The organism is Cupriavidus oxalaticus, assembly GCF_016894385.1.
GTDB lineage: Bacteria > Pseudomonadota > Gammaproteobacteria > Burkholderiales > Burkholderiaceae > Cupriavidus > Cupriavidus oxalaticus.
Map to the genome: position 1 here is coordinate 260,107 of NZ_CP069812.1, position 18,242 is coordinate 278,348.

Consider the following 18,242-nt stretch of genomic DNA (forward strand, 5'->3'; position numbering starts at 1 on the left):
GTTGCGCGGGGTTTGGCTGCGGCAATCTGTCGCAATGCCGGGGTTGGCGCGCGCTTCAGCGCCGGGTGGCGATGGCGGCGCGTGCCTGGTCCAGCGCCTGCTCCAGGTAGGCGCCGTAGAAATCGGGCTGCATGCCGCGTAGCGGGCTGGCGGCGGCGCGGCCCTGGCGATCGAGGAACAGTACCGTTGGCGCCACCCGCACTTGGTGCGCCCGCGCCCAATCGCGCGCGGTGGTCACGCTGCCGTCGGCATCGCGCAGCGGCGTGGCGGCGGTCAGGTCCAGTTCGCGCACCGCGATCTCGCCGGCGGCAGCCTGCGGGCCGAGGTAATTGCGGCGCACCGCGTCGCAATAGCCGCATCCGGGCATCGACACCAGCACTACCAGCGGCTCGCCGCGCCGCGCGGCCTCCGCGCCGTGCGCGGCCAGGTCGGTGGCGGCAGGCAGGTGCGCCGTGCCCGCGGCCAGCGCCGTGCCGGCGGCCGTTGCCAGCAGCGCGCAGGCGGCCAGGCGGAACAGGGCGGTCCGGGCTGGTACTGTGACGGTGGGGCGAGGCAGGGCGGGAGCAGGCATGCGGTCGGCAAAAAACTGTCAGGCGGCGCACCATGCACCGGGGCGCCGCTTCCGCGATAATACCGGTTTCCGCCAGCAGGCGACGGCGGCCGCCAGAGCCGCTGCATGGCCTGCGCGCGCTGTCTCCCACACGCTTGCCCATGCGTCCTTTTTCGCCCCCGTCGAGCCTCGCCACTTTGGCCCGCAATCCCATGTTGCGCCGCGCCGCCGCATGCCTGGCGCTGGCCCTCTGCGCCTGTTCACCCCGCTATGACTGGCGCACGATCCAGTCCGGGGAGGGGGGCTACGCCGCGCTCTATCCCGGCAAGCCCAGCAGCGCCGCCCGCGATGTCACCATCGCCGGCCGCAAGCTGCCGATGACGATGGAGGCGGCGCGCGTCGACGACACGCTGTTCGCCGTGGGCGTGGTCACGCTGCCCGCCGACGATGAAGCGCTGCGGCGCGAGGCGCTGGCGGCGATGCAGGCGGGCCTGCTGGCCAATCTGGGCACGGCGTCGGGCGAGCCGCCGCGTACGCGCCCGGTCACGATCACGACCGCCGACAGGCCGGGGCGGCCGCTCGCCGGCGTGGAAGTGCAGGCCAGCGGCGTGTCGCCGCAGGACCAGTCGCCGCGGCGGCTGACCGCGCGGCTGGTGGCGGTGGGCGCGCGTGCCTACCAGGCGGTGGTGCTGGAGTCGGGCGACGCCGCGCGCGACCAGCGCCAGGCCGAGCAGGTGGAGCAGTTCCTCGGCGGCTTCCATCCGTTCTGAGGTCCCGAAGTCCCGAGGTCCCGAAGGGCGCCGCAGGAAAACAGGGTTAGTGCCATGGCCGCGTCGGTGCGGCGGCGGCAGTTGTCGTCAAAGGAGAATCGAAATGCGTTGGGAAGTGTGGCTGGCTTATTTCGCCGCGTGCTGGGTGATCGCGGTGTCGCCGGGATCGGGGGCGGTGCTGTCGATGAGCCACGGCCTGTCGTATGGCCTGCGCAAGACCACCACCACGATCTTTGGCCTGCAGACCGGGTTGGTAATCGTGCTGCTGGTGGCCGGCGGCGGGCTGGGCGCGCTGCTGCTGGCCTCGGAGCAGGCCTTCATGGTGGTGAAGACCGTGGGCGCGCTGTATCTGATTTACCTGGGCTTGCAGCAGTGGCGCGCGAAGGTGCAAAGCAGCGAAGGCGCCAGCGAGGGTCCCGCACGCGTGGCCGTGATGAGCCCACGCCGCCGCTTCGCCACCGGGCTGCTGACCAATGTGACCAACCCCAAGGGCATCATCTTCATGGTCGCGGTGTTGCCGCAGTTCATCGACCCCAACCACCCGCTCGCGCCGCAACTGGCGATCCTGGCGCTGACCATGTGCTGCGTCGACCTGGTGGTGATGCATGGCTATGCGCTGCTGGCCTCGCGCATGCAGGGCCTGTTCCGCAACGCCCGCGCGGTGCGCTGGCAGAACCGCTTCTTCGGCAGCGTGCTGATGGCGGTGGGCGCGGCGCTGTTTTTCGTGCGCCGGCAGCACGCCTGAGCCGCAATACTGGCGCGTGCGCGCCGGGTTTGCTTCAATGAGGGGGTGCCCCCGGCCACGGAGATCCCCCGTATGCCCGATTTGCCGAACCCCCGCGCCGGCGCGCGCGTGATGCCGCGCCATACCGTGCCCCCGGTGGAAGAACCGTCGCCGCCCGGCGTGCCGCCTGACTTGCCGCTGCCGCCGGAGGAAGATCCGGTCCCGCCGCCGGTCGAACCGCCCGTTGCCGCGCCTTGCCGCTGACGCGGCTGCTTCAGTTCGCAGAGGCCATTCAGGCAGTACCCGCCGGTCAGCTCGACCGGCTGGCCGCCGGCGTGCAGCCGGTGCGCTCGATATGCAGTGCAGCGGCGGCTCGCCCGCGGCGATATCCGGGCGCGCGGCCAGTTCTTGGCCGGCGATGATGGCGCGCAGCAACGGCTTGCCGATCCGTTCGAGGCAGCCGGGCCCGCCTGACGATGTCATCCCCCTCCTGCAATTGCCGCGCCACGGCTCCTGCGGCGTGGCGCGGCGGCGCTCGAAGACCATGCACGCTTGTCACACTCGGCGCAAAGTATGACCTGTCGAAGCGCACGTCGCTGTGCGGCGCGGCCGCTTCGGTTCGCCGGTGATGTGGAGAGGACTGCCATGAAAGGAAACATCCTGACGCCGGCCGGCTGGGTCTTCGGCGAGATCCACGCCGGCCCGGACGGGCGCATCGAGCGCATCGACGGCGTGCCCGCCACGCCGGACGGCAACGATGCCCCGTACGTGCTGCCCGGGTTTGTCGACCTGCTCAACCACGGCGGCGGCGGCAAGGACTTCATGGACGGCGAGGCGGCGGTACCGGCGATCCTGCGCGCGCATGCGCGCTTCGGCACCACCAGCCTGCTGGGCAGCACCATGACCGCGCCGCCGGAGGTGCTGCTGCCGGCACTGCAGGGGCTGGGGCGCGCCAGCCGCGCGCGGCCGCCCGGCGCGGCGCGCATGCTCGGGGTGCACCTGGAGGGGCCGTATATCAATCCCGGCAAGCTTGGCGCGCAGCCCGACGCGCCGGCAATCGCCACGCCGGGTCAGCTGGAGCAGTACCTGGACGCGGCGCCGATCCGCGTGGTCACGCTGGCGCCCGAGCTGCCTGGCCACCTCGACATCATCCGCACGCTGGCTGCACGCGGCGTGCGCGTGCAGTTGGGCCATACGCTGGGCACGTACGAGGACGGGGTCGCGGCGCTCGAAGCCGGCGCGTCCGGCTTTACCCACCTGTTCAACGCCATGACGCCGCTGCAGCACCGCGCGCCGGGCATGGTCGCGGCGGCGCTGGCGCATGCTGAATTCGCCGAGCTGATCCCGGACCTGCTGCATGTGCATCCCGGCGCCATCCGCGCGGCCTTGCGCGCGATCCCGCGGCTGTATGCGGTGACCGATGCCACCGCCGCGGCGGGCATGCCGGACGGCGTCTACCACCTCGGCAGCCAGACCGTCTACAAGTCGGACGGCAGCGTGCGGCTGGCCGATGGCACGCTGGCCGGCAGCGCGCTGACGATGGACCAGGCGCTGCGCAATTTCGTGGCGATCGGGCTCGACCTGGCGGATGCCGCGCGGCGCGTTTCGCTGTATCCGGCGCAGTACCTGGGCCTGACCGATCGCGGCGCGCTCGCCGCCGGCTGCTGGGCCGACGTCGTCGTGCTGGACCGCGCGCTGTCGGTGCGCAGCGTGTATGTCGAAGGCGAATGCTGTGTCGATCATGCTCAATACTTGCGCAAGGTGACCGAGACGCGCTGAACCATCGCTGAACCATTTCCTATTCCGCCATTCCGACATTCCGCCGATGTCCCGGCATGCAAGGAGCCCGCCATGCAATCCACCCGTTCCGCCTCGTCCTTCGGCAGCGCCGACCCGCGGCCGCTGGACCTCGTCATCTTCGGCGGCGCCGGCGACCTGTCGGCGCGCAAGCTGCTGCCTTCGCTGTACATGTGCCATCGCGACGGCAACCTGCCCGACGGCACCCGCATCATCGGCGTGGGCCGCCATCCGTGGAATGCCGAGGCTTTCGCCCGCTTCGCCGACGAGAGCGCGCAGGGCTTTGTCGATGCGCGCTATCTCGATCCGGCCAAGTGGCAGGCCTTCCTGCAGCGCCTCGACTACGTGCGGCTGGATGCGTCGCAGCCTGGCGACTATCCCGCGCTGGCGGCGCAGCTGCGCAACGACGCGCTGCGCATTTTCTACATGGCGATGCCGCCGGGGCTGTTCGCCGCGACCTGCGACAACCTCGCCGGCCACGGGCTGATCGCCGGCGACACGCGCCTGGTGCTGGAGAAGCCGCTGGGGGTCGACCTGGCCTCGGCGATTTCCATCGGCGAAGTGGTCCGCCGCCACTTCAGCGAAGACCGCACCTACCGCATCGACCATTACCTCGGCAAGGAAACGGTGCAGAACCTGATGGCGCTGCGCTTCGGCAACTCGATCTTCGAGCCGCTGTGGCGCACGCCGTTCGTGCGCAGCGTGCAGATCACGGTGGCCGAGACCGTGGGCGTGGGCACGCGCGGCGGCTTCTACGACGAAGCCGGCGCGATGCGCGACATGGTGCAGAACCACCTGCTGCAGCTGGTCAGCATCCTGGCGATGGAGCCGCCCGCGTCGCTGAACTCGGACGCGGTGCGCGACGAGAAGCTGAAGGTGCTGCGCTCGCTGCGGCCGATGTCGCCCGAGGACGTGCGCCGCAATACCGTGCGCGGCCAGTACACCGCTGGCGCGATCGCCGGCGAGCTGGTGCGCGGCTACCTGCAGGAAGACGGCATTCCGCCCGACAGTCAAACCGAGACCTTTGTCGCGATGCGCGCCGAGCTGGGGACCTGGCGCTGGAACCAGGTGCCGTTCTACCTGCGCACCGGCAAGCGCATGCAGGAGCGCGTGACCGAGGTGGTGATCCACTTCGCCGAGGTGCCGCATTCGATCTTCGACAGCGGCAGCACGCTGCAGCCCAACCGCATGGTGATCCGGCTGCAGCCGGAGGAATCGGTGCGGCTGACGCTGATGGTCAAGCAGCCGGGCGAGGGCATGAAGCTCAAGCCGCTGAGCCTGGCGCTGGACCTGGACTCGGCCTTCACCTCGCGGCGCGCCGAGGCCTATGAACGGCTGCTGCTCGACGTGATCCGAGGCCGGCTGGCGTTGTTCGTGCGGCACGACGAACTGCAGGCCGCATGGACCTGGGTCGACCCGATCCTGGAGGCATGGCGGCACCAGGACGAAGGGCCGCGGCCCTATACCGCGGGCACCTGGGGCCCGGCCGCGTCGTCGGCGTTCATGGCCCGGGAGGGCGTGCAGTGGTCGGAAGAAGCCTGAGCGGGCAGGCCTAGCCTGACGCCATCCGCAGCGCACGCCGGTACTGGATCGCCTCGGCCACGTGCGCGGCGCTCAGCACCGCCGCGTTGTCCAGATCGGCGATCGTGCGCGCCACCTTCAGCACGCGGAAGTACGCGCGTGCCGACCACGACAGCCGCGCCATCGCCCCGCGCAGCAGCGCCTGTGCCTGCGATTCCAGCTGGCAGTGCTGCTCGATCTCGCGCCCGCCCAGCTCGCTGTTGGGCTTGCCCTGCCGCGCCAGTTGCAGCATGCGCGCTGCCAGCGCGCGCTCGCGCACCGCGGCGCTGGGTTCGCCGGGCGGGCCGTCGAGCATCTCGCCCTGGTCCTGGGCGGGCACTTCCACCTGCAGATCGATCCGGTCGAGCATCGGCCCGGAAATGCGCGACTGGTAGCGCCGCACCTGGTCGGGCGTGCAGCGGCAGGGGCGGTCGGGATGGCCCAGGTAGCCGCACGGGCACGGGTTCATCGCCGCCACGAACTGGAAGCTGGCAGGGAAATCGGCATGTCCGTTGGCGCGCGCGATGGTGATGCGGCCGGACTCCAGCGGCTCTCGCAGGACTTCCAGGACCCGGCGGTCGAATTCCGGCAGTTCATCGAGGAACAGCACACCGTGGTGTGCCAGCGAGATCTCGCCGGGGCGCGGGTTGCCGCCGCCGCCGACCATGGCCGGGCCGGACGCCGTATGGTGCGGCGCGCGGCATGGGCGCTGGCCCCACAGCGCGGTACGGAAGCCGCCCGGCGTCAGGCTCATGACCGCGGCGGATTCCAGTGCCTCCTGCAGCGACATCGGCGGCAGCAGGCCCGGCAGGCGCTGCGCCAGCATCGACTTGCCAGTGCCTGGCGGACCGACCAGCAAGGCCGAGTGCTGGCCGGCGGCGGCCACTTCCATGGCCCGGCGCGCCTGCGCCTGGCCGCGCACGTCGCGCATGTCGGGGCCACTGGCGACCGACCTGGGCAGCGCGGCCGGGGCGGCGCGCGGCAGGCGGGCGTCCGGCCGGCCACCGAGGTGCTCGCACACCTCGCGCAGCGTGGCGGCGGCGTGGACCGCCAGGTCTTCGATCAATGCCGCTTCGGGCCCGTTGCCGCTGGCCACCAGGAAAGCGCATGGGGTGGCGCCGGCAGCGTGGCGCGCGGCGTTGTCCTGCGCCAGGCCCATCGCCATGGCCAGCGCGCCGCGCACCGGCCGCAGCTCGCCGGACAGCGACAGCTCGGCGGCGAATTCATGATGGTCGAGCGCATCGGCGGGGATCTGGCCGCTGGCGGCCAGGATGCCGAGCGCGATCGCCAGGTCGAAGCGGCCGGATTCCTTGGGCAGGTCGGCTGGCGCCAGGTTGACGGTAATGCGGCGGTTGGGGAACTCGTAGCCGCTGTTGAGGATGGCGGCGCGCACGCGCTCGCGGCTCTCGCGTACGCCGGTGTCGGCCAGGCCGACGATGGTGAATACCGGCAGGCCGTTGGCCAGGTGGGTTTCGACACGCACCGGCGGCGCCGCGATGCCGGTCAGTGCCCGGCTGCCCAGGACGGCGAGGCTCATGCCAGGCCTCCCACGAGATCGGATTGTCGCCGATTTGTTAACGAAAAAGGCCGCCAGGATTGGCGGCCTTCAGACAGGCTGGCGCAGCGATGCCTGACCGGCGGCCTCATGCGCCTCCGGTCGAGTCCACCGCGCCGGCGCCCGGCGGGATCCCGGCGCGGCGCTCCAGCTCGGCCACGCGGGCTTCCAGCTCCTCGAGCCGGACGCGGGTACGGGCCAGCACCTGCGACTGGACGTCGAATTCCTCGCGGGTGACCAGGTCGAGCCGGGCGAAGCCCTGCGTCATCATGCTGCGCACGTTCTTCTCGATGTCCCTTGCCGGCGAATTGCGCAGCGCCTCGCTGACCTTGTTCTGCAGGTCGTTGAAGAGATCGGTCGGTTTCATGGTTTCTCCTTTGTGCACCCAACTGGTGCCAATCCCGGTGGGCATCTGGCGTATAGCGCGCTTTCGCACAGGTTTTGGGCGCCCCCAATACGGGCGGCACCCTGTGGGCAGGGATGCGCGCAGCCACCGTCAGGACTCGATTATCGCCCGTGCAGCACGTGGACGAAAGCTTCGGCGTGTTCGCCTTTACACCTTTTAACGTGATTTGCCTTTGGTGCAAGGCAGATTCAAGCGGGAATCGGGTCACCGTGGGGTCACTGCGGGGTCACTGCAGCGGGCCGATGCCCTCCCTCCCGGGAAACTTTCCGAGTCCCTGGCACGGCAGTTGCAGTAGTGCTGGCGCCTGCCTCACCGAATTCAAACAAACGAAATCCGAGCCATCAAGGAAAAGGAGAAAAAATCCATGAAGAAGTTGGCCCTTGCAGTCAGCGCGGTCGTCCTGTGCAGCGCCGCCGCCACCGCCGTCGCGCAGAGCACCGACGCAGCGGCCGCGTCCGCTGCCGAGCCGGCATCGCCGCATACCTTTTCGGCCAACGTGTCGCTGGTTTCTGACTACCGCTATCGCGGCATCAGCCAGACCAACCGGCGCCCGGCCATCCAGGGCGGCTTCGACTACGCGCACGAGAGCGGCTTCTACGTGGGCAACTGGAACTCGAGCATCAGCTGGCTCGAGGACGCCAACCCGGCAGTGTCGGCGCCGGTCGAGATGGACTTCTATGGCGGCTTCAAGAACACCTTCCAGGCCGCCGGCACCGAGTTCAGCTACGACCTGGGCGTGCTCGAGTACTACTACCCGGGCGGCTACAACAACCCGCGCCCGTACACCACCGAGCTGTACGCCGGCGTTGGCTGGGGCCCCGTGTTCCTGAAGTACTCGCATTCGGTCACCAACCTGTTCGGCTGGGCCGACAGCAAGAACAGCTACTACGTCGACCTCACGGCCAACGTGCCGCTGAACTTCTGGGACCTGACGCTGAACGCACACGTCGGCTACCAGGGCGTCAAGCACAACAGCGACGCGTCCTACACCGACTGGAAGATCGGCCTGACCAAGGACCTGGGCCAAGGCTTCGCGCTGGCGGTGGCCTACGTCGACACCAATGCCAAGGAAGTGGCGTACACCAGCGCCAACCGCGGCCGCTACCTCGGCAAGGCGACGGCCTGGGCCTCGATCACGAAGACTTTCTAATCACCGCTGCAGGCCGGGCAGGCTGAAGCAGGCCTGCCCCAAGGAGAATCCGGATGAAACTCATCATCGCAGTCATCAAGCCGTTCAAGCTCGACGAGGTGCGCGAAGCGCTGTCGGACGTGGGCGTGTCCGGCATCACCGTGACCGAAGTGAAAGGCTTCGGCCGCCAGAAGGGCCATACCGAGCTGTACCGCGGCGCCGAGTACATCGTCGACTTCCTGCCCAAGGTGAAGATCGAGGTGGCGGTGCCCGACGACGTGGTCGAGCGCGCCATCGAGGCGGTCGAGAAATCGGCCCGCACCGGCAAGATCGGCGACGGCAAGATCTTCGTGGCACCGATCGAGCAGGTCATCCGCATCCGCACCGGCGAGACCGGCGGCGATGCCCTGTGACCCAAGACAGCATAGAGACAAAGTACAGAGGGTAATCACATGAAAACCTGGATCAAGCGATTCCTGACGGCGGGCGCGATGGCGCTGGCCATCGGCACGGCTGGCGTGGGCATGTCCGCGCCAGCCGCCGCACAGGACAAGCCGGCGGCCGAGGCATCGGCCCCGGCCGCCTCCGCCGCCCCTGCTGCCACGGCACCGGCTGCGGCAGCGCCCGCCGCTGCTGCCCCGGCCGCAGCACCCGCGGAAGCCGCCGCACCGGCAGCACCGGTGCCCAACAAGGGCGACACCGCCTGGCTGCTGGTGGCCACTGCCTTCGTCATCCTGATGACGCTGCCCGGCCTGGCGCTGTTCTACGGTGGCCTGGTGCGGTCCAAGAACATGCTGTCGGTGCTGATGCAGTGCCTGGTGATCTTCTCGCTGGTGGCGCTGCTGTGGGCGATCTACGGCTACAGCTTTGCCTTCACCGAGGGCAATGCCTTCTTCGGCGGCACTGACCGGCTCTTCATGAAGGGGCTGACGGCCGAGTCCGTGGCTGCCACCTTCAGCAAGGGCGTAGTGGTGCCGGAACTGGGCTACTTTGCCTTCCAGTGTGCCTTCGCCTGCATCACCTGCAGCCTGATCATCGGCGCCTTCGCCGAGCGCGCCAAGTTCTCGGCCGTGCTGGTGTTCGTGGTGCTGTGGTTCACCTTCGCCTATATCCCGATGGCCCACATGGTCTGGTTCTGGCCGGGTCCCGATGCCTACACCGACGCCGCCGCGGGCGCCGCCGCGACCGCCACCGCGGGCTGGCTGTTCCAGAAGGGCGCGCTCGACTACGCGGGCGGCACCGTGGTGCACATCAACGCCGCCGTGGCGGGCCTGGTGGGTGCCTACATGTTCGGCAAGCGCATCGGCTTCGGCCGCGAGGCAATCCGTCCGCACAGCCTGACCTTCACCATGGTGGGCGCCACGCTGCTGTGGTTCGGCTGGTTCGGCTTCAACGCCGGCTCGGGCCTGGAAGCCAACGGCGGTGCCGCGCTGGCCTTCGTCAACACGCTGCTGGCCACCTGTGCCGCGGTGCTGGCGTGGACCTTCGGCGAGTGGATCGGCAAGGGCAAGCCGTCGATGCTGGGCGGTGCCTCGGGCGCGGTGGCCGGCCTGGTGGCAATCACCCCGGCAGCCGGTTTCGTCGGCCCGATGGGCTCGATCGTGATGGGCCTGGTGGCTGGCCTGCTGTGCCTGTGGGGCGTGACCGGCCTGAAGCGCATGCTGGGCATGGACGACTCGCTGGACGTGTTTGGCGTGCACGGCGTGGGCGGCATCGTGGGCGCGCTGCTGACTGGCGTGTTCGCGGCGCCCAGCCTGGGCGGCACCGGCATCTACGACTACGTGGCCAACAAGGTGGCGGACGACTATTCGATCGCCGGCCAGCTGTGGGTCCAGTTCGAGGGCGTGCTGACCACGGTGGTGTGGTCGGGCATCGTGTCCTTCGTGGCCTACAAGCTGGTGGACATGCTGATCGGCCTGCGGGTGCCGGAAGATGAAGAGCGCGAGGGCCTGGATATCACCTCGCACGGCGAGACCGCATATGAAGCCTGATCGCAAAGGTGTTGTGCTGGAGAGCTGATTGGGAATCGTCTCTCAGGAGTTTCGCCCGGCCGCGCGCCGGGCTTTTTTCGTCACGGACCGCGCGGCGGCCGACCGGGAGAAAACTCGCAAAAGACGCCAGCTCAATGCCGGCGCGGGCTGGCGGCCGATCTCCCCGGCACGCGCGCGGGTTTTTCGCAAAGTGCTTAACTCCGATCTTAAAAAGCTTCAATTGTCTTTAATGTGCGGGGCACATACATTGCCAGTGAGGCAGTTTCCTCCACCTGCAGAAACGCTCCCCGTATCTGTCAGGCCATTTAAAAGCGCGGTGTTTGCCGCGCTTTTTTTTGCCCGCGGCACCGGCCCTTTATTTCCCGCGCGGCGTCCCCATATCGTTATCCCTCATGCCAAGGCCTGCATATCCTTATCAGGAGTGTGCCAGCGCCTGTTTGGCCGTTCCTCTACAATCGGGGCGAACGATAAAGACGATCTATAGGATGGATATGGTCCCGCATCTCATCACCGCGCTGAACGGTCCTCTGCTCGAACTGGAGAAGAAGATCCTGGACGCCACCCCGTCGATCGAGCGCTGGTTCAGGCTGGAGTGGCAGGAGCATACGCCTCCGTTCTATTGTTCGGTGGACCTGCGCAATGCCGGCTTCAAGCTGGCGCCGGTCGACACCAACCTGTTCCCCGGCGGCTTCAACAACCTGGCCCCGGAGATGCTGCCGCTGGCCGTGCAGGCGGCGATGGCGGCGATCGAGAAGATCTGCCCGGATGCCAAGAACCTGCTGCTGATTCCCGAACGTCACACGCGCAACATGTTCTACCTGCAGAACGTGGCGCGGCTGTCGCTGATCATGCGCCAGGCGGGGCTGAACGTGCGCCTGGGCTCGCTGTCCGAGGAAATCACCGAGCCGACCCCGATCGAATTGCCCGACGGCCAGACGCTGGTGGTAGAGCCGCTGGCGCGGCTGGGCACCAAGGGCCGCCGGCTGGGGCTGAAGGACTTCGATCCCTGTTCGATCCTGCTGAACAACGACCTGTCGGCCGGGATCCCGCCGATCCTTGAGAACATCAACGAACAGTACCTGCTGCCGCCGCTGCATGCGGGCTGGTCGACCCGCCGCAAGAGCAGCCACTTTGCCGCCTACGACGAGGTGGCCAAGAAGTTCGCCAAGCTGATCGATATCGACCAGTGGATGGTCAACCCGTACTTTGCCCGCACCACCGGCGTGAACTTCCATGAGCGCGTGGGTGAGGAAGCGCTGGCCGACGCGGTCGAGGGCGTGCTGAAGAAGATCGCCAAGAAGTACCGCGAGTACGGCATCAAGGAAACGCCGTACGTGGTGGTCAAGGCCGATGCCGGCACCTATGGCATGGGCATCATGACCGTGCGCGACCCGTCCGAGGTCAAGGGCCTGAACCGGAAAGAGCGCAACAAGATGAGCGTCGTCAAGGAAGGCCTGGAGGTCAGCGACGTCATCATCCAGGAAGGCGTGCACACCTTCGAGAAGATCAACGAGGCGGTAGCCGAGCCGGTGGTCTACATGATCGACCGCTACGTGGTGGGCGGCTTCTACCGCGTGCATACCGGCCGCGGCAACGACGAGAACCTGAACGCACCGGGCATGCATTTCGTGCCGCTGGCGTTCGCGCCAAACGGTATCCCCGACACCCACGCCAAGCCGGGTGCGGCGGTGCCGAACCGCTTCTACATGTACGGCGTGGTGGCGCGGCTGGCGCTGCTGGCGGCGTCGATCGAACTCGAAAAGACTGACCCGAACCCGATCCTGTGACGAGCCCTGACGAGTCCTGACTGATGCGCATCCTCTTCATCACCGATCCGCTGGAGACCTTCAAGACCTACAAGGACTCCACCTACGCCATGATGACCGAGGCCGCCGCGCGCGGCCACGAGTTGTACTGGTGCCTGCAGCCGCAGCTGTGCCTGTCGGGCAGCACCGTCGAGACGCTGGCCACGCGCCTGCACCTGACGGGTGACGACCATGCCTGGTACCGCGAAGGCAACAGTGCGCTGGAGCCGCTGTCGGCCTTCGACGCGGTGCTGATGCGCAAGGACCCGCCGTTCGACATGGAATACGTCACCAGCACCTGGCTGCTGGAGCTGGCCGAGCAGCAGGGTGCGCGCGTCTTCAACAAGCCGCGCGCGATCCGCGACCATTCCGAGAAGCTGGCGATCGCCCGGCACCCGGAATTCATCACGCCGACGCTGGTCACGCGCGACCTGGCGCGCATCCGCGACTTCCATGCCGAGCACCGCGACATCATCGTCAAGCCGCTCGACGGCATGGGCGGCATGGGCGTGTTCCGGGTGGGCCCTGACGGCATGAACCTGGCCGCCATCGTCGAGACGCTGGGGCAGGACGGCGCCCGCACGCTGATGGTGCAGCGCTATATCCCGGCGATCAAGGACGGCGACAAGCGCATCCTGCTGATCGGCGGCGTGCCGGTGCCTTATTCGCTGGCGCGCGTGCCGATGGCCGGCGAGGTGCGCGGCAACCTGGCCGCCGGCGGCAGCGGGCGCGCGCAGGAGCTGAGCCAGCGCGACCGCGAGATCGCCGAGTCGCTGGCGCCGGGGCTGTGGGAGCAGGGCCTGCTGCTGGTCGGCCTGGACGTGATCGGCGACTACCTGACGGAAGTCAATGTGACGAGTCCGACCTGTTTCCAGGAAATCACCCAGCAGACCGGGTTCCACGTCGCGGCGATGTTCATCGACGCGCTGGAACACGCCGTGGGGGCCGCGGGCGGCTGACCGGCAACCATCCCGGCGGCAGCGGGAGCGCGGGGGGGCGCCTGCTACAATCTGGGCAATCCAACGGATTCACCAACATGGCAGGCATCCTGATCATCGCGCACACCCCGCTGGCTTCGGCCCTGCGCGATTGCGCCGCCCACGTCTACTGCGGCCAGCCGCAGCGGCTGGAAGCCATCGACGTCCTTCCCGACGCGGACCCCGCCGCGGTGCTGGCCGAGGCCAGGCGCCGCCTGGCCGCTGTCTGCGAGGACAACGGCGCGCTGGTCCTGACCGATATCTTTGGCGCCACCCCTGCCAATATCGCCGCGCGCCTGGCCGAGCCGGGCCGCGTGCGCGTGCTGGCCGGCGTCAATCTCCCCATGCTCGTGCGCGCCATCTGCTACCGCACCGAGAAGCTCGACCAGCTCGTCAACAAGGCGCTGGCCGGCGGCTCGCAGGGCGTGCTGCAGGTCGGCACCACCACCGTACAGAACCAAACCGCCAACCATCCCGACAAATATGCTGCAGAGGGACACCACCATCATCAATAAGCTCGGACTGCATGCACGCGCGTCCGCCAAGCTGACCCAGCTCGCAGGCAGCTTCGTCAGCCAGGTCAAGATGTCCCGCAACGGGCGCCAGGTCGATGCCAAGAGCATCATGGGCGTGATGATGCTGGCGGCCGGCATCGGCTCCACGGTGACCCTCGAGACCGACGGGCCCGACGAGCAGGAGGCCATGGACGCGTTGCTGGCGCTGATCGCCAACCGTTTTGGTGAGGGAGAGTGAGGCTGGCGGCGCCGGTCCCGCAACTTCGAATTCTTAAACGTTCCTGACGGAGCGGTACATGCCTTTCGCCCTGCACGGCATCCCGGTCTCGCGCGGCGTCGCCATCGGGCGCGCGCACCTGCTCGCGCCCGCGGCGCTGGACGTGTCGCACTACCTGGTCGATGAAGACCAGCTCGACGCCGAGGTCGAACGGCTGCGCGCCGCCCGCGCCGCGGTGCGCGCGGAACTGGCGGCGCTCAAGCGCGACCTGCCGCGCGAGGCGCCCGAGGAGATGGGCGCCTTCCTCGACGTGCATGCGATGATCCTCGACGACGAGGCGCTGGCGCGCGAACCCGAGGCGCTGATACGGGGTCGCCGCTACAACGCTGAGTGGGCACTCACCACGCGGCTCGAGGAACTGATGCGCCAGTTCGACGAGATCGAGGACGAATACCTGCGCGAGCGCAAGGCCGATATCCGGCAGGTGGTCGAGCGCATCCTGAAGGCGCTGGCCGGCGCCCCCGTGCTGGTGCCGGCGCCGGTGCCGGCACTGGCGGCCGACGGCGAACCGGCGCCGGGCGTGATCGTGGTGGCCCACGACATCGCCCCGGCCGACATGCTGCAGTTCCGCCACACGGTGTTCCACGGCTTTGTCACCGACCTGGGCGGGCGCACCTCGCACACGGCCATCGTCGCGCGCAGCCTGGATATCCCGGCCGCCGTGGGGGTGCAGAGTGCAAGCGAGCTGATCCGCCAGGATGACTGGATCATCATCGACGGCGATGCCGGGCTGGTGATCGTCGACCCGTCCGCCATCATCCTCGAGGAATACCGCCACCGGCAGAGCGAGCGCGCGCTGGAGAAGAAGCGCCTGCAGCGGCTGCGCCATACCCCGGCGGTGACGCTGGACGGGCTCGAGATCGAGCTGCTCGCCAATATCGAGATGGCCGAGGACGCCGGCGCCGCGCTGTCTGCGGGCGCGGTGGGCGTCGGCCTGTTCCGCTCCGAGTTCCTGTTCATGAACCGGCGCGGCGATCTGCCGGACGAGGAAGAGCAGTTCCAGGCCTACCGTGCCGCGGTGGATGCCATGCACGGGCTGCCGGTGACCATCCGCACCATCGATATCGGCGCCGACAAGCCGCTCGACGGCCGCGACGGACGCGATGGCCGCGGCGACGGGCGCGGCGATGATTTCGAGACGGCGCTGAACCCGGCGCTGGGGCTGCGCGCGATCCGCTGGTCGCTGTCGGAGCCGACCATGTTCCTGACCCAGCTGCGGGCGCTGCTGCGCGCCTCGGCCTTCGGTCCGGTGCGGCTGCTGGTGCCGATGCTGGCGCACGCCAGCGAGATCGACCAGACCCTGGCGCTGATCGCCAAGGCCAAGCGCCAGCTGGACGAGCGCGGCGAGCCGTACGACCCCGGCATGAAGGTCGGCGCCATGATCGAGATCCCCGCGGCGGTGCTGCTGCTGCCGCTGTTCCTGCGCAAGATGGATTTCCTGTCCATCGGCACCAACGACCTGATCCAGTACACGCTGGCGATCGACCGCGCCGACAATGCCGTGGCGCACCTGTTCGACCCGCTGCACCCGGCCGTGCTGCAGCTGGTGGCGCGCACGATCCGCGAGGCCAACCGCGCCGGCGTGCCGGTGGCAGTGTGCGGCGAAATGGCGGGCGATCCTGCCATGACGCGGCTGCTGCTGGGCATGGGCCTGCGCGAGTTCTCGATGCACCCCGCGCAGCTGCTGCGAGTCAAGCAGGAGATCCTGCACGCCAATTGCGAGCACCTGGAGCCGCTGGTCGACCAGGTGCTCAATGCCTATGATCCCGAGGACCTTGCAGCCGCGCTGAGCCAGATCGCCAGACCCTGACGGTGTCAGGGTTTTCTGAGGCTGAGGCGGCAGGTAAGTCACTTAATGGAATCGACGGGTGCGTCTTTCGCCACCTTCTTTTCACGTCTTATGCAGTTTCACCACGCCATGTGCAGAGACGTTCCCATGCTGCTAATGGGAATTGTTATCATTTTCGATCTCTGATATTCTGACGTTCATTCGCAGTGGCATGCCGGTGCCACGCGCCCCAACGGAGGGACTTGTGTACGTCTGCATCTGCAACCAGATCACCGATCGTGAGATCCACGGTGCCGCGCACCTGGGCGTCGAGACCCTCGACGAGCTGGCCGAGACGCTTGGCGTCGGCACCTGCTGCGGACGTTGCCGCGACTGCGCGCAGCAAGTGTTGCAGGAAGGCGTCGCAGCGGTGCGCAACGTTACCGTGGCCACCCTTGCCAGCATCCAGGTTGTGGAGATTTCTTCCTGTTCCGTGTCGGGCCCATGTACCATAATGGACACTCGGGACCCGGCAGTCGCGAACGACCAGCGCAAGGCGCTGGTTGCCTGAACGCGCCTATGTGAGCTGAAAGTCAGCTCACGGCGCGTTTTGCGCTTTCTTCTCACCGACTGCACGCGGCGCCAATGGCGCCGCTTCGTATTTTTGCGCGGGCCCGATGCAACAGGAGCCGCCAATGAAAGGTGACAAGAAGGTCATCCAGCATCTGAACGCCCAGCTCAAGAACGAGCTGACCGCGATCAACCAGTATTTCCTCCACGCTCGCATGTACCGCCACTGGGGCCTGAAAAAGCTCGGTGACGTCGAGTACAAGGAGTCGATCGGCGAGATGAAGCACGCCGACCGCCTGATCGAACGCATCCTGATGCTGGACGGCCTGCCCAACCTGCAGGACCTGCACAAGCTGCTGCTGGGCGAAGACACGCCCGAAATGCTCAAGTGCGACCTGAAGCTGGAGCAGACCGCGCACCAGACCGTCAAGGAAGGCATTGCCTACTGCGAATCGGTCGGCGACTACGTCAGCCGCGAAATCCTGGTCGATATCCTCACCGACACCGAGGAACACATCGAATACCTGGAAACGCAGCTGGACCTGATCGACAAGGTCGGCCTGCAGAACTACCTGCAGTCGCAGATGGAACCGGGCGAGCAGTAAGCCGCCCGTCCCAGGCGCGGCCGCCGCTGCAGTATGCTGCAAAGGCGGCCAGCCCCACCGCGCGGCGCCACCCAGCGCTGCCACGTTGTCCGGCTGTAGGCTGTAACCCTTCTCATTCCAATTCCTTTCTTCATCCAGGCGTGCCTGGCCGGGTGGTGGCTCCTCCCCGGCCGGCACGCTGCGACAGAGCCAGCCATGACCACCGCTCCCATCCGCCTGACCCAGTACAGCCACGGCGCTGGCTGCGGCTGCAAGATTTCCCCGAAAGTGCTCGATGTGATCCTCGCCGGCAGCGGTGCGCAGCACCTGGATCCCCGGCTGTGGGTGGGCAATGCCTCGCGCGACGATGCGGCGGTGTATGCGCTCGATGGCACGGATAGCGGAAGGGGCGTGGTGTCGACGACGGACTTCTTCATGCCCATCGTCGATGACCCGTTCGATTTCGGGCGCATCGCCGCCACCAATGCGATCAGCGATATCTACGCCATGGGCGGCGACCCGCTGATGGCCATCGCCATCCTCGGCTGGCCGGTCGACGTGCTGCCGCCCGAGGTGGCGCGCGAGGTGGTGGCGGGCGGGCGCCGCGCCTGCGACGATGCCGGCATCCCGCTGGCCGGCGGGCATTCGATCGATGCGCCGGAGCCGATCTTCGGGCTGGCCGTTACCGGCATCGTCGAGCGCGCCCACATGAAGCGCAACGACACCGCCACGCCTGGCTGCCGGCTGTACCTGACCAAGCCGCTGGGCATCGGCGTGCTGACCACGGCCGAAAAAAAGGGCCTGTTGCGGACCGATAACCGCAATCTCGCGCGCGACTGGATGTGCGTGCTGAACCGCCCCGGCAGCGCCTTCGGGCGCCTGCCGGGCATACGTGCGATGACCGACGTGACCGGTTTCGGGCTGCTCGGCCACCTGGTCGAGATGGCCGACGGCAGCGGCCTGACCGCGCGGCTGGACTACGCCGCGGTGCCGGTGCTTGACGACGTGGTCGACTACATCGGCCAGGGCTGCATGCCGGGCGGCACGCAGCGCAATTTCGACAGCTACGGTCACCGCATCACCCCGCTGACGGAGGTGCAGCGCGCAGTGCTGTGCGATCCGCAGACCAGCGGCGGGCTGCTGGTGGCGGTCGAGCTGGCCGGCGAAGCGGAGTTCGCGGCCGAATGCCGGCGCCTCGGCCTGTCGCTGGCGCCCATCGGAGAAATGGTGGCGCGCGCCGCACTGGCCGTCGAGGTCGCCTGAG

At 68.2% G+C, this 18,242-nt stretch carries 20 protein-coding genes; 17 read left to right on the forward strand and 3 right to left on the reverse strand.

From position 1 onward, the window contains the following. Positions 1-55: 55 nt before the first annotated feature. Positions 56-571 (reverse strand): SoxW family protein, encoded by a 516-nt coding sequence (locus JTE92_RS13525; RefSeq protein WP_063236623.1) that lies wholly within the window; start codon positions 569-571, stop codon positions 56-58. 140 nt (positions 572-711) lie between these two features. Between JTE92_RS13525 and JTE92_RS13530 the strand changes: the two genes are divergently transcribed. The 5 genes from JTE92_RS13530 (at position 712) to zwf (ending at position 5,383) form a co-directional block, all read left to right on the forward strand. After that, positions 712-1,320 (forward strand): hypothetical protein, encoded by a 609-nt coding sequence (locus JTE92_RS13530; protein WP_063236624.1) that lies wholly within the window; start codon positions 712-714, stop codon positions 1,318-1,320. Between the two features lie 103 nt (positions 1,321-1,423). Further along, a complete protein-coding gene (locus JTE92_RS13535; RefSeq protein ID WP_063236625.1) occupies positions 1,424-2,065 on the forward strand; it encodes a LysE family transporter in 642 nt (213 codons plus the stop codon). Positions 2,066-2,137: 72 nt separating this feature from the next. Further along, positions 2,138-2,308 (forward strand): hypothetical protein, encoded by a 171-nt coding sequence (locus JTE92_RS13540; protein WP_169834794.1) that lies wholly within the window; start codon positions 2,138-2,140, stop codon positions 2,306-2,308. A 381-nt stretch (positions 2,309-2,689) separates the two neighbouring features. Next, positions 2,690-3,823, forward strand: coding sequence for an N-acetylglucosamine-6-phosphate deacetylase (nagA, locus tag JTE92_RS13545; protein ID WP_063236626.1), 1,134 nt, complete (start codon positions 2,690-2,692; stop codon positions 3,821-3,823). Between the two features lie 72 nt (positions 3,824-3,895). Continuing rightward, a complete protein-coding gene (gene zwf / locus JTE92_RS13550) occupies positions 3,896-5,383 on the forward strand; it encodes a glucose-6-phosphate dehydrogenase (protein WP_063236627.1) in 1,488 nt (495 codons plus the stop codon). A gap of 10 nt (positions 5,384-5,393) precedes the next feature. On the opposite strand, the gene JTE92_RS13555 is transcribed toward zwf, so the two are convergent. Both JTE92_RS13555 and JTE92_RS13560 read right to left on the reverse strand, forming a co-directional pair. Beyond that, positions 5,394-6,938 (reverse strand): YifB family Mg chelatase-like AAA ATPase, encoded by a 1,545-nt coding sequence (locus tag JTE92_RS13555; protein ID WP_063236628.1) that lies wholly within the window; start codon positions 6,936-6,938, stop codon positions 5,394-5,396. A 106-nt stretch (positions 6,939-7,044) separates the two neighbouring features. Further along, positions 7,045-7,323, reverse strand: a complete 279-nt coding sequence (locus JTE92_RS13560) for an accessory factor UbiK family protein (RefSeq protein WP_063236629.1) — start codon at positions 7,321-7,323, stop codon at positions 7,045-7,047. Positions 7,324-7,726: 403 nt separating this feature from the next. Between JTE92_RS13560 and JTE92_RS13565 the strand changes: the two genes are divergently transcribed. From JTE92_RS13565 to selD, 12 genes are all read left to right on the forward strand, one after another. Next, entirely contained in the window at positions 7,727-8,512 is a 786-nt protein-coding gene (locus JTE92_RS13565) for a TorF family putative porin (protein WP_063236630.1), read from the forward strand. A 53-nt stretch (positions 8,513-8,565) separates the two neighbouring features. Further along, positions 8,566-8,904 (forward strand): P-II family nitrogen regulator, encoded by a 339-nt coding sequence (locus tag JTE92_RS13570; protein WP_010814843.1) that lies wholly within the window; start codon positions 8,566-8,568, stop codon positions 8,902-8,904. Between the two features lie 39 nt (positions 8,905-8,943). Then, complete coding sequence (locus JTE92_RS13575; RefSeq protein ID WP_063236631.1) at positions 8,944-10,482, forward strand: ammonium transporter; 1,539 nt, start codon at positions 8,944-8,946, stop codon at positions 10,480-10,482. 28 nt (positions 10,483-10,510) lie between these two features. Beyond that, complete coding sequence (locus JTE92_RS13580) at positions 10,511-10,966, forward strand: hypothetical protein (protein WP_147318544.1); 456 nt, start codon at positions 10,511-10,513, stop codon at positions 10,964-10,966. Between the two features lie 7 nt (positions 10,967-10,973). Then, positions 10,974-12,269 carry a glutamate--cysteine ligase gene (gene gshA, locus JTE92_RS13585; RefSeq protein WP_063236632.1) on the forward strand — a complete coding sequence of 432 codons (1,296 nt, stop codon included), beginning with the start codon at positions 10,974-10,976 and terminating at the stop codon, positions 12,267-12,269. 23 nt (positions 12,270-12,292) lie between these two features. Then, positions 12,293-13,246 (forward strand): glutathione synthase, encoded by a 954-nt coding sequence (gene gshB, locus JTE92_RS13590; RefSeq protein WP_063236633.1) that lies wholly within the window; start codon positions 12,293-12,295, stop codon positions 13,244-13,246. Positions 13,247-13,323: 77 nt separating this feature from the next. Further along, on the forward strand, positions 13,324-13,779 hold the full coding sequence (locus JTE92_RS13595; RefSeq protein WP_063236634.1) for a PTS sugar transporter subunit IIA: 456 nt from the start codon (positions 13,324-13,326) through the stop codon (positions 13,777-13,779). Next, positions 13,748-14,017: an HPr family phosphocarrier protein gene (locus JTE92_RS13600; protein ID WP_029046719.1), complete on the forward strand. Its 270-nt coding sequence runs from the start codon at positions 13,748-13,750 to the stop codon at positions 14,015-14,017. Before JTE92_RS13595 ends, JTE92_RS13600 begins: the two co-directional genes overlap by 32 nt. A 58-nt stretch (positions 14,018-14,075) precedes the next feature. Next, positions 14,076-15,866 (forward strand): phosphoenolpyruvate--protein phosphotransferase, encoded by a 1,791-nt coding sequence (gene ptsP, locus JTE92_RS13605; RefSeq protein ID WP_063236635.1) that lies wholly within the window; start codon positions 14,076-14,078, stop codon positions 15,864-15,866. 223 nt (positions 15,867-16,089) lie between these two features. Continuing rightward, on the forward strand, positions 16,090-16,395 hold the full coding sequence (locus JTE92_RS13610; protein ID WP_063236636.1) for a (2Fe-2S)-binding protein: 306 nt from the start codon (positions 16,090-16,092) through the stop codon (positions 16,393-16,395). A gap of 124 nt (positions 16,396-16,519) precedes the next feature. Then, complete coding sequence (bfr, locus tag JTE92_RS13615; RefSeq protein WP_063236637.1) at positions 16,520-16,999, forward strand: bacterioferritin; 480 nt, start codon at positions 16,520-16,522, stop codon at positions 16,997-16,999. A 195-nt stretch (positions 17,000-17,194) separates the two neighbouring features. After that, complete coding sequence (selD, locus tag JTE92_RS13620; protein WP_063236638.1) at positions 17,195-18,241, forward strand: selenide, water dikinase SelD; 1,047 nt, start codon at positions 17,195-17,197, stop codon at positions 18,239-18,241. Position 18,242 lies beyond the last annotated feature (1 nt).

Excerpts from the sequence above, each read along its gene's own strand:
- gshA (WP_063236632.1), top strand. The coding sequence starts at position 10,974 with ATGGTCCCGCATCTCATCACCGCGCTGAACGGTCCTCTGCTCGAACTG.
- gshB (WP_063236633.1), top strand. The coding sequence starts at position 12,293 with ATGCGCATCCTCTTCATCACCGATCCGCTGGAGACCTTCAAGACCTAC.
- JTE92_RS13565 (WP_063236630.1), top strand. The coding sequence starts at position 7,727 with ATGAAGAAGTTGGCCCTTGCAGTCAGCGCGGTCGTCCTGTGCAGCGCC.
- JTE92_RS13595 (WP_063236634.1), top strand. The coding sequence starts at position 13,324 with ATGGCAGGCATCCTGATCATCGCGCACACCCCGCTGGCTTCGGCCCTG.
- JTE92_RS13535 (WP_063236625.1), top strand. The coding sequence starts at position 1,424 with ATGCGTTGGGAAGTGTGGCTGGCTTATTTCGCCGCGTGCTGGGTGATC.
- JTE92_RS13600 (WP_029046719.1), top strand. The coding sequence starts at position 13,748 with ATGCTGCAGAGGGACACCACCATCATCAATAAGCTCGGACTGCATGCA.
- JTE92_RS13570 (WP_010814843.1), top strand. The coding sequence starts at position 8,566 with ATGAAACTCATCATCGCAGTCATCAAGCCGTTCAAGCTCGACGAGGTG.
- JTE92_RS13575 (WP_063236631.1), top strand. The coding sequence starts at position 8,944 with ATGAAAACCTGGATCAAGCGATTCCTGACGGCGGGCGCGATGGCGCTG.
- JTE92_RS13525 (WP_063236623.1), bottom strand. The coding sequence starts at position 571 with ATGCCTGCTCCCGCCCTGCCTCGCCCCACCGTCACAGTACCAGCCCGG.
- JTE92_RS13540 (WP_169834794.1), top strand. The coding sequence starts at position 2,138 with ATGCCCGATTTGCCGAACCCCCGCGCCGGCGCGCGCGTGATGCCGCGC.
- JTE92_RS13530 (WP_063236624.1), top strand. The coding sequence starts at position 712 with ATGCGTCCTTTTTCGCCCCCGTCGAGCCTCGCCACTTTGGCCCGCAAT.
- bfr (WP_063236637.1), top strand. The coding sequence starts at position 16,520 with ATGAAAGGTGACAAGAAGGTCATCCAGCATCTGAACGCCCAGCTCAAG.
- nagA (WP_063236626.1), top strand. The coding sequence starts at position 2,690 with ATGAAAGGAAACATCCTGACGCCGGCCGGCTGGGTCTTCGGCGAGATC.
- JTE92_RS13555 (WP_063236628.1), bottom strand. The coding sequence starts at position 6,938 with ATGAGCCTCGCCGTCCTGGGCAGCCGGGCACTGACCGGCATCGCGGCG.
- JTE92_RS13560 (WP_063236629.1), bottom strand. The coding sequence starts at position 7,323 with ATGAAACCGACCGATCTCTTCAACGACCTGCAGAACAAGGTCAGCGAG.
- ptsP (WP_063236635.1), top strand. The coding sequence starts at position 14,076 with ATGCCTTTCGCCCTGCACGGCATCCCGGTCTCGCGCGGCGTCGCCATC.
- zwf (WP_063236627.1), top strand. The coding sequence starts at position 3,896 with ATGCAATCCACCCGTTCCGCCTCGTCCTTCGGCAGCGCCGACCCGCGG.
- selD (WP_063236638.1), top strand. The coding sequence starts at position 17,195 with ATGACCACCGCTCCCATCCGCCTGACCCAGTACAGCCACGGCGCTGGC.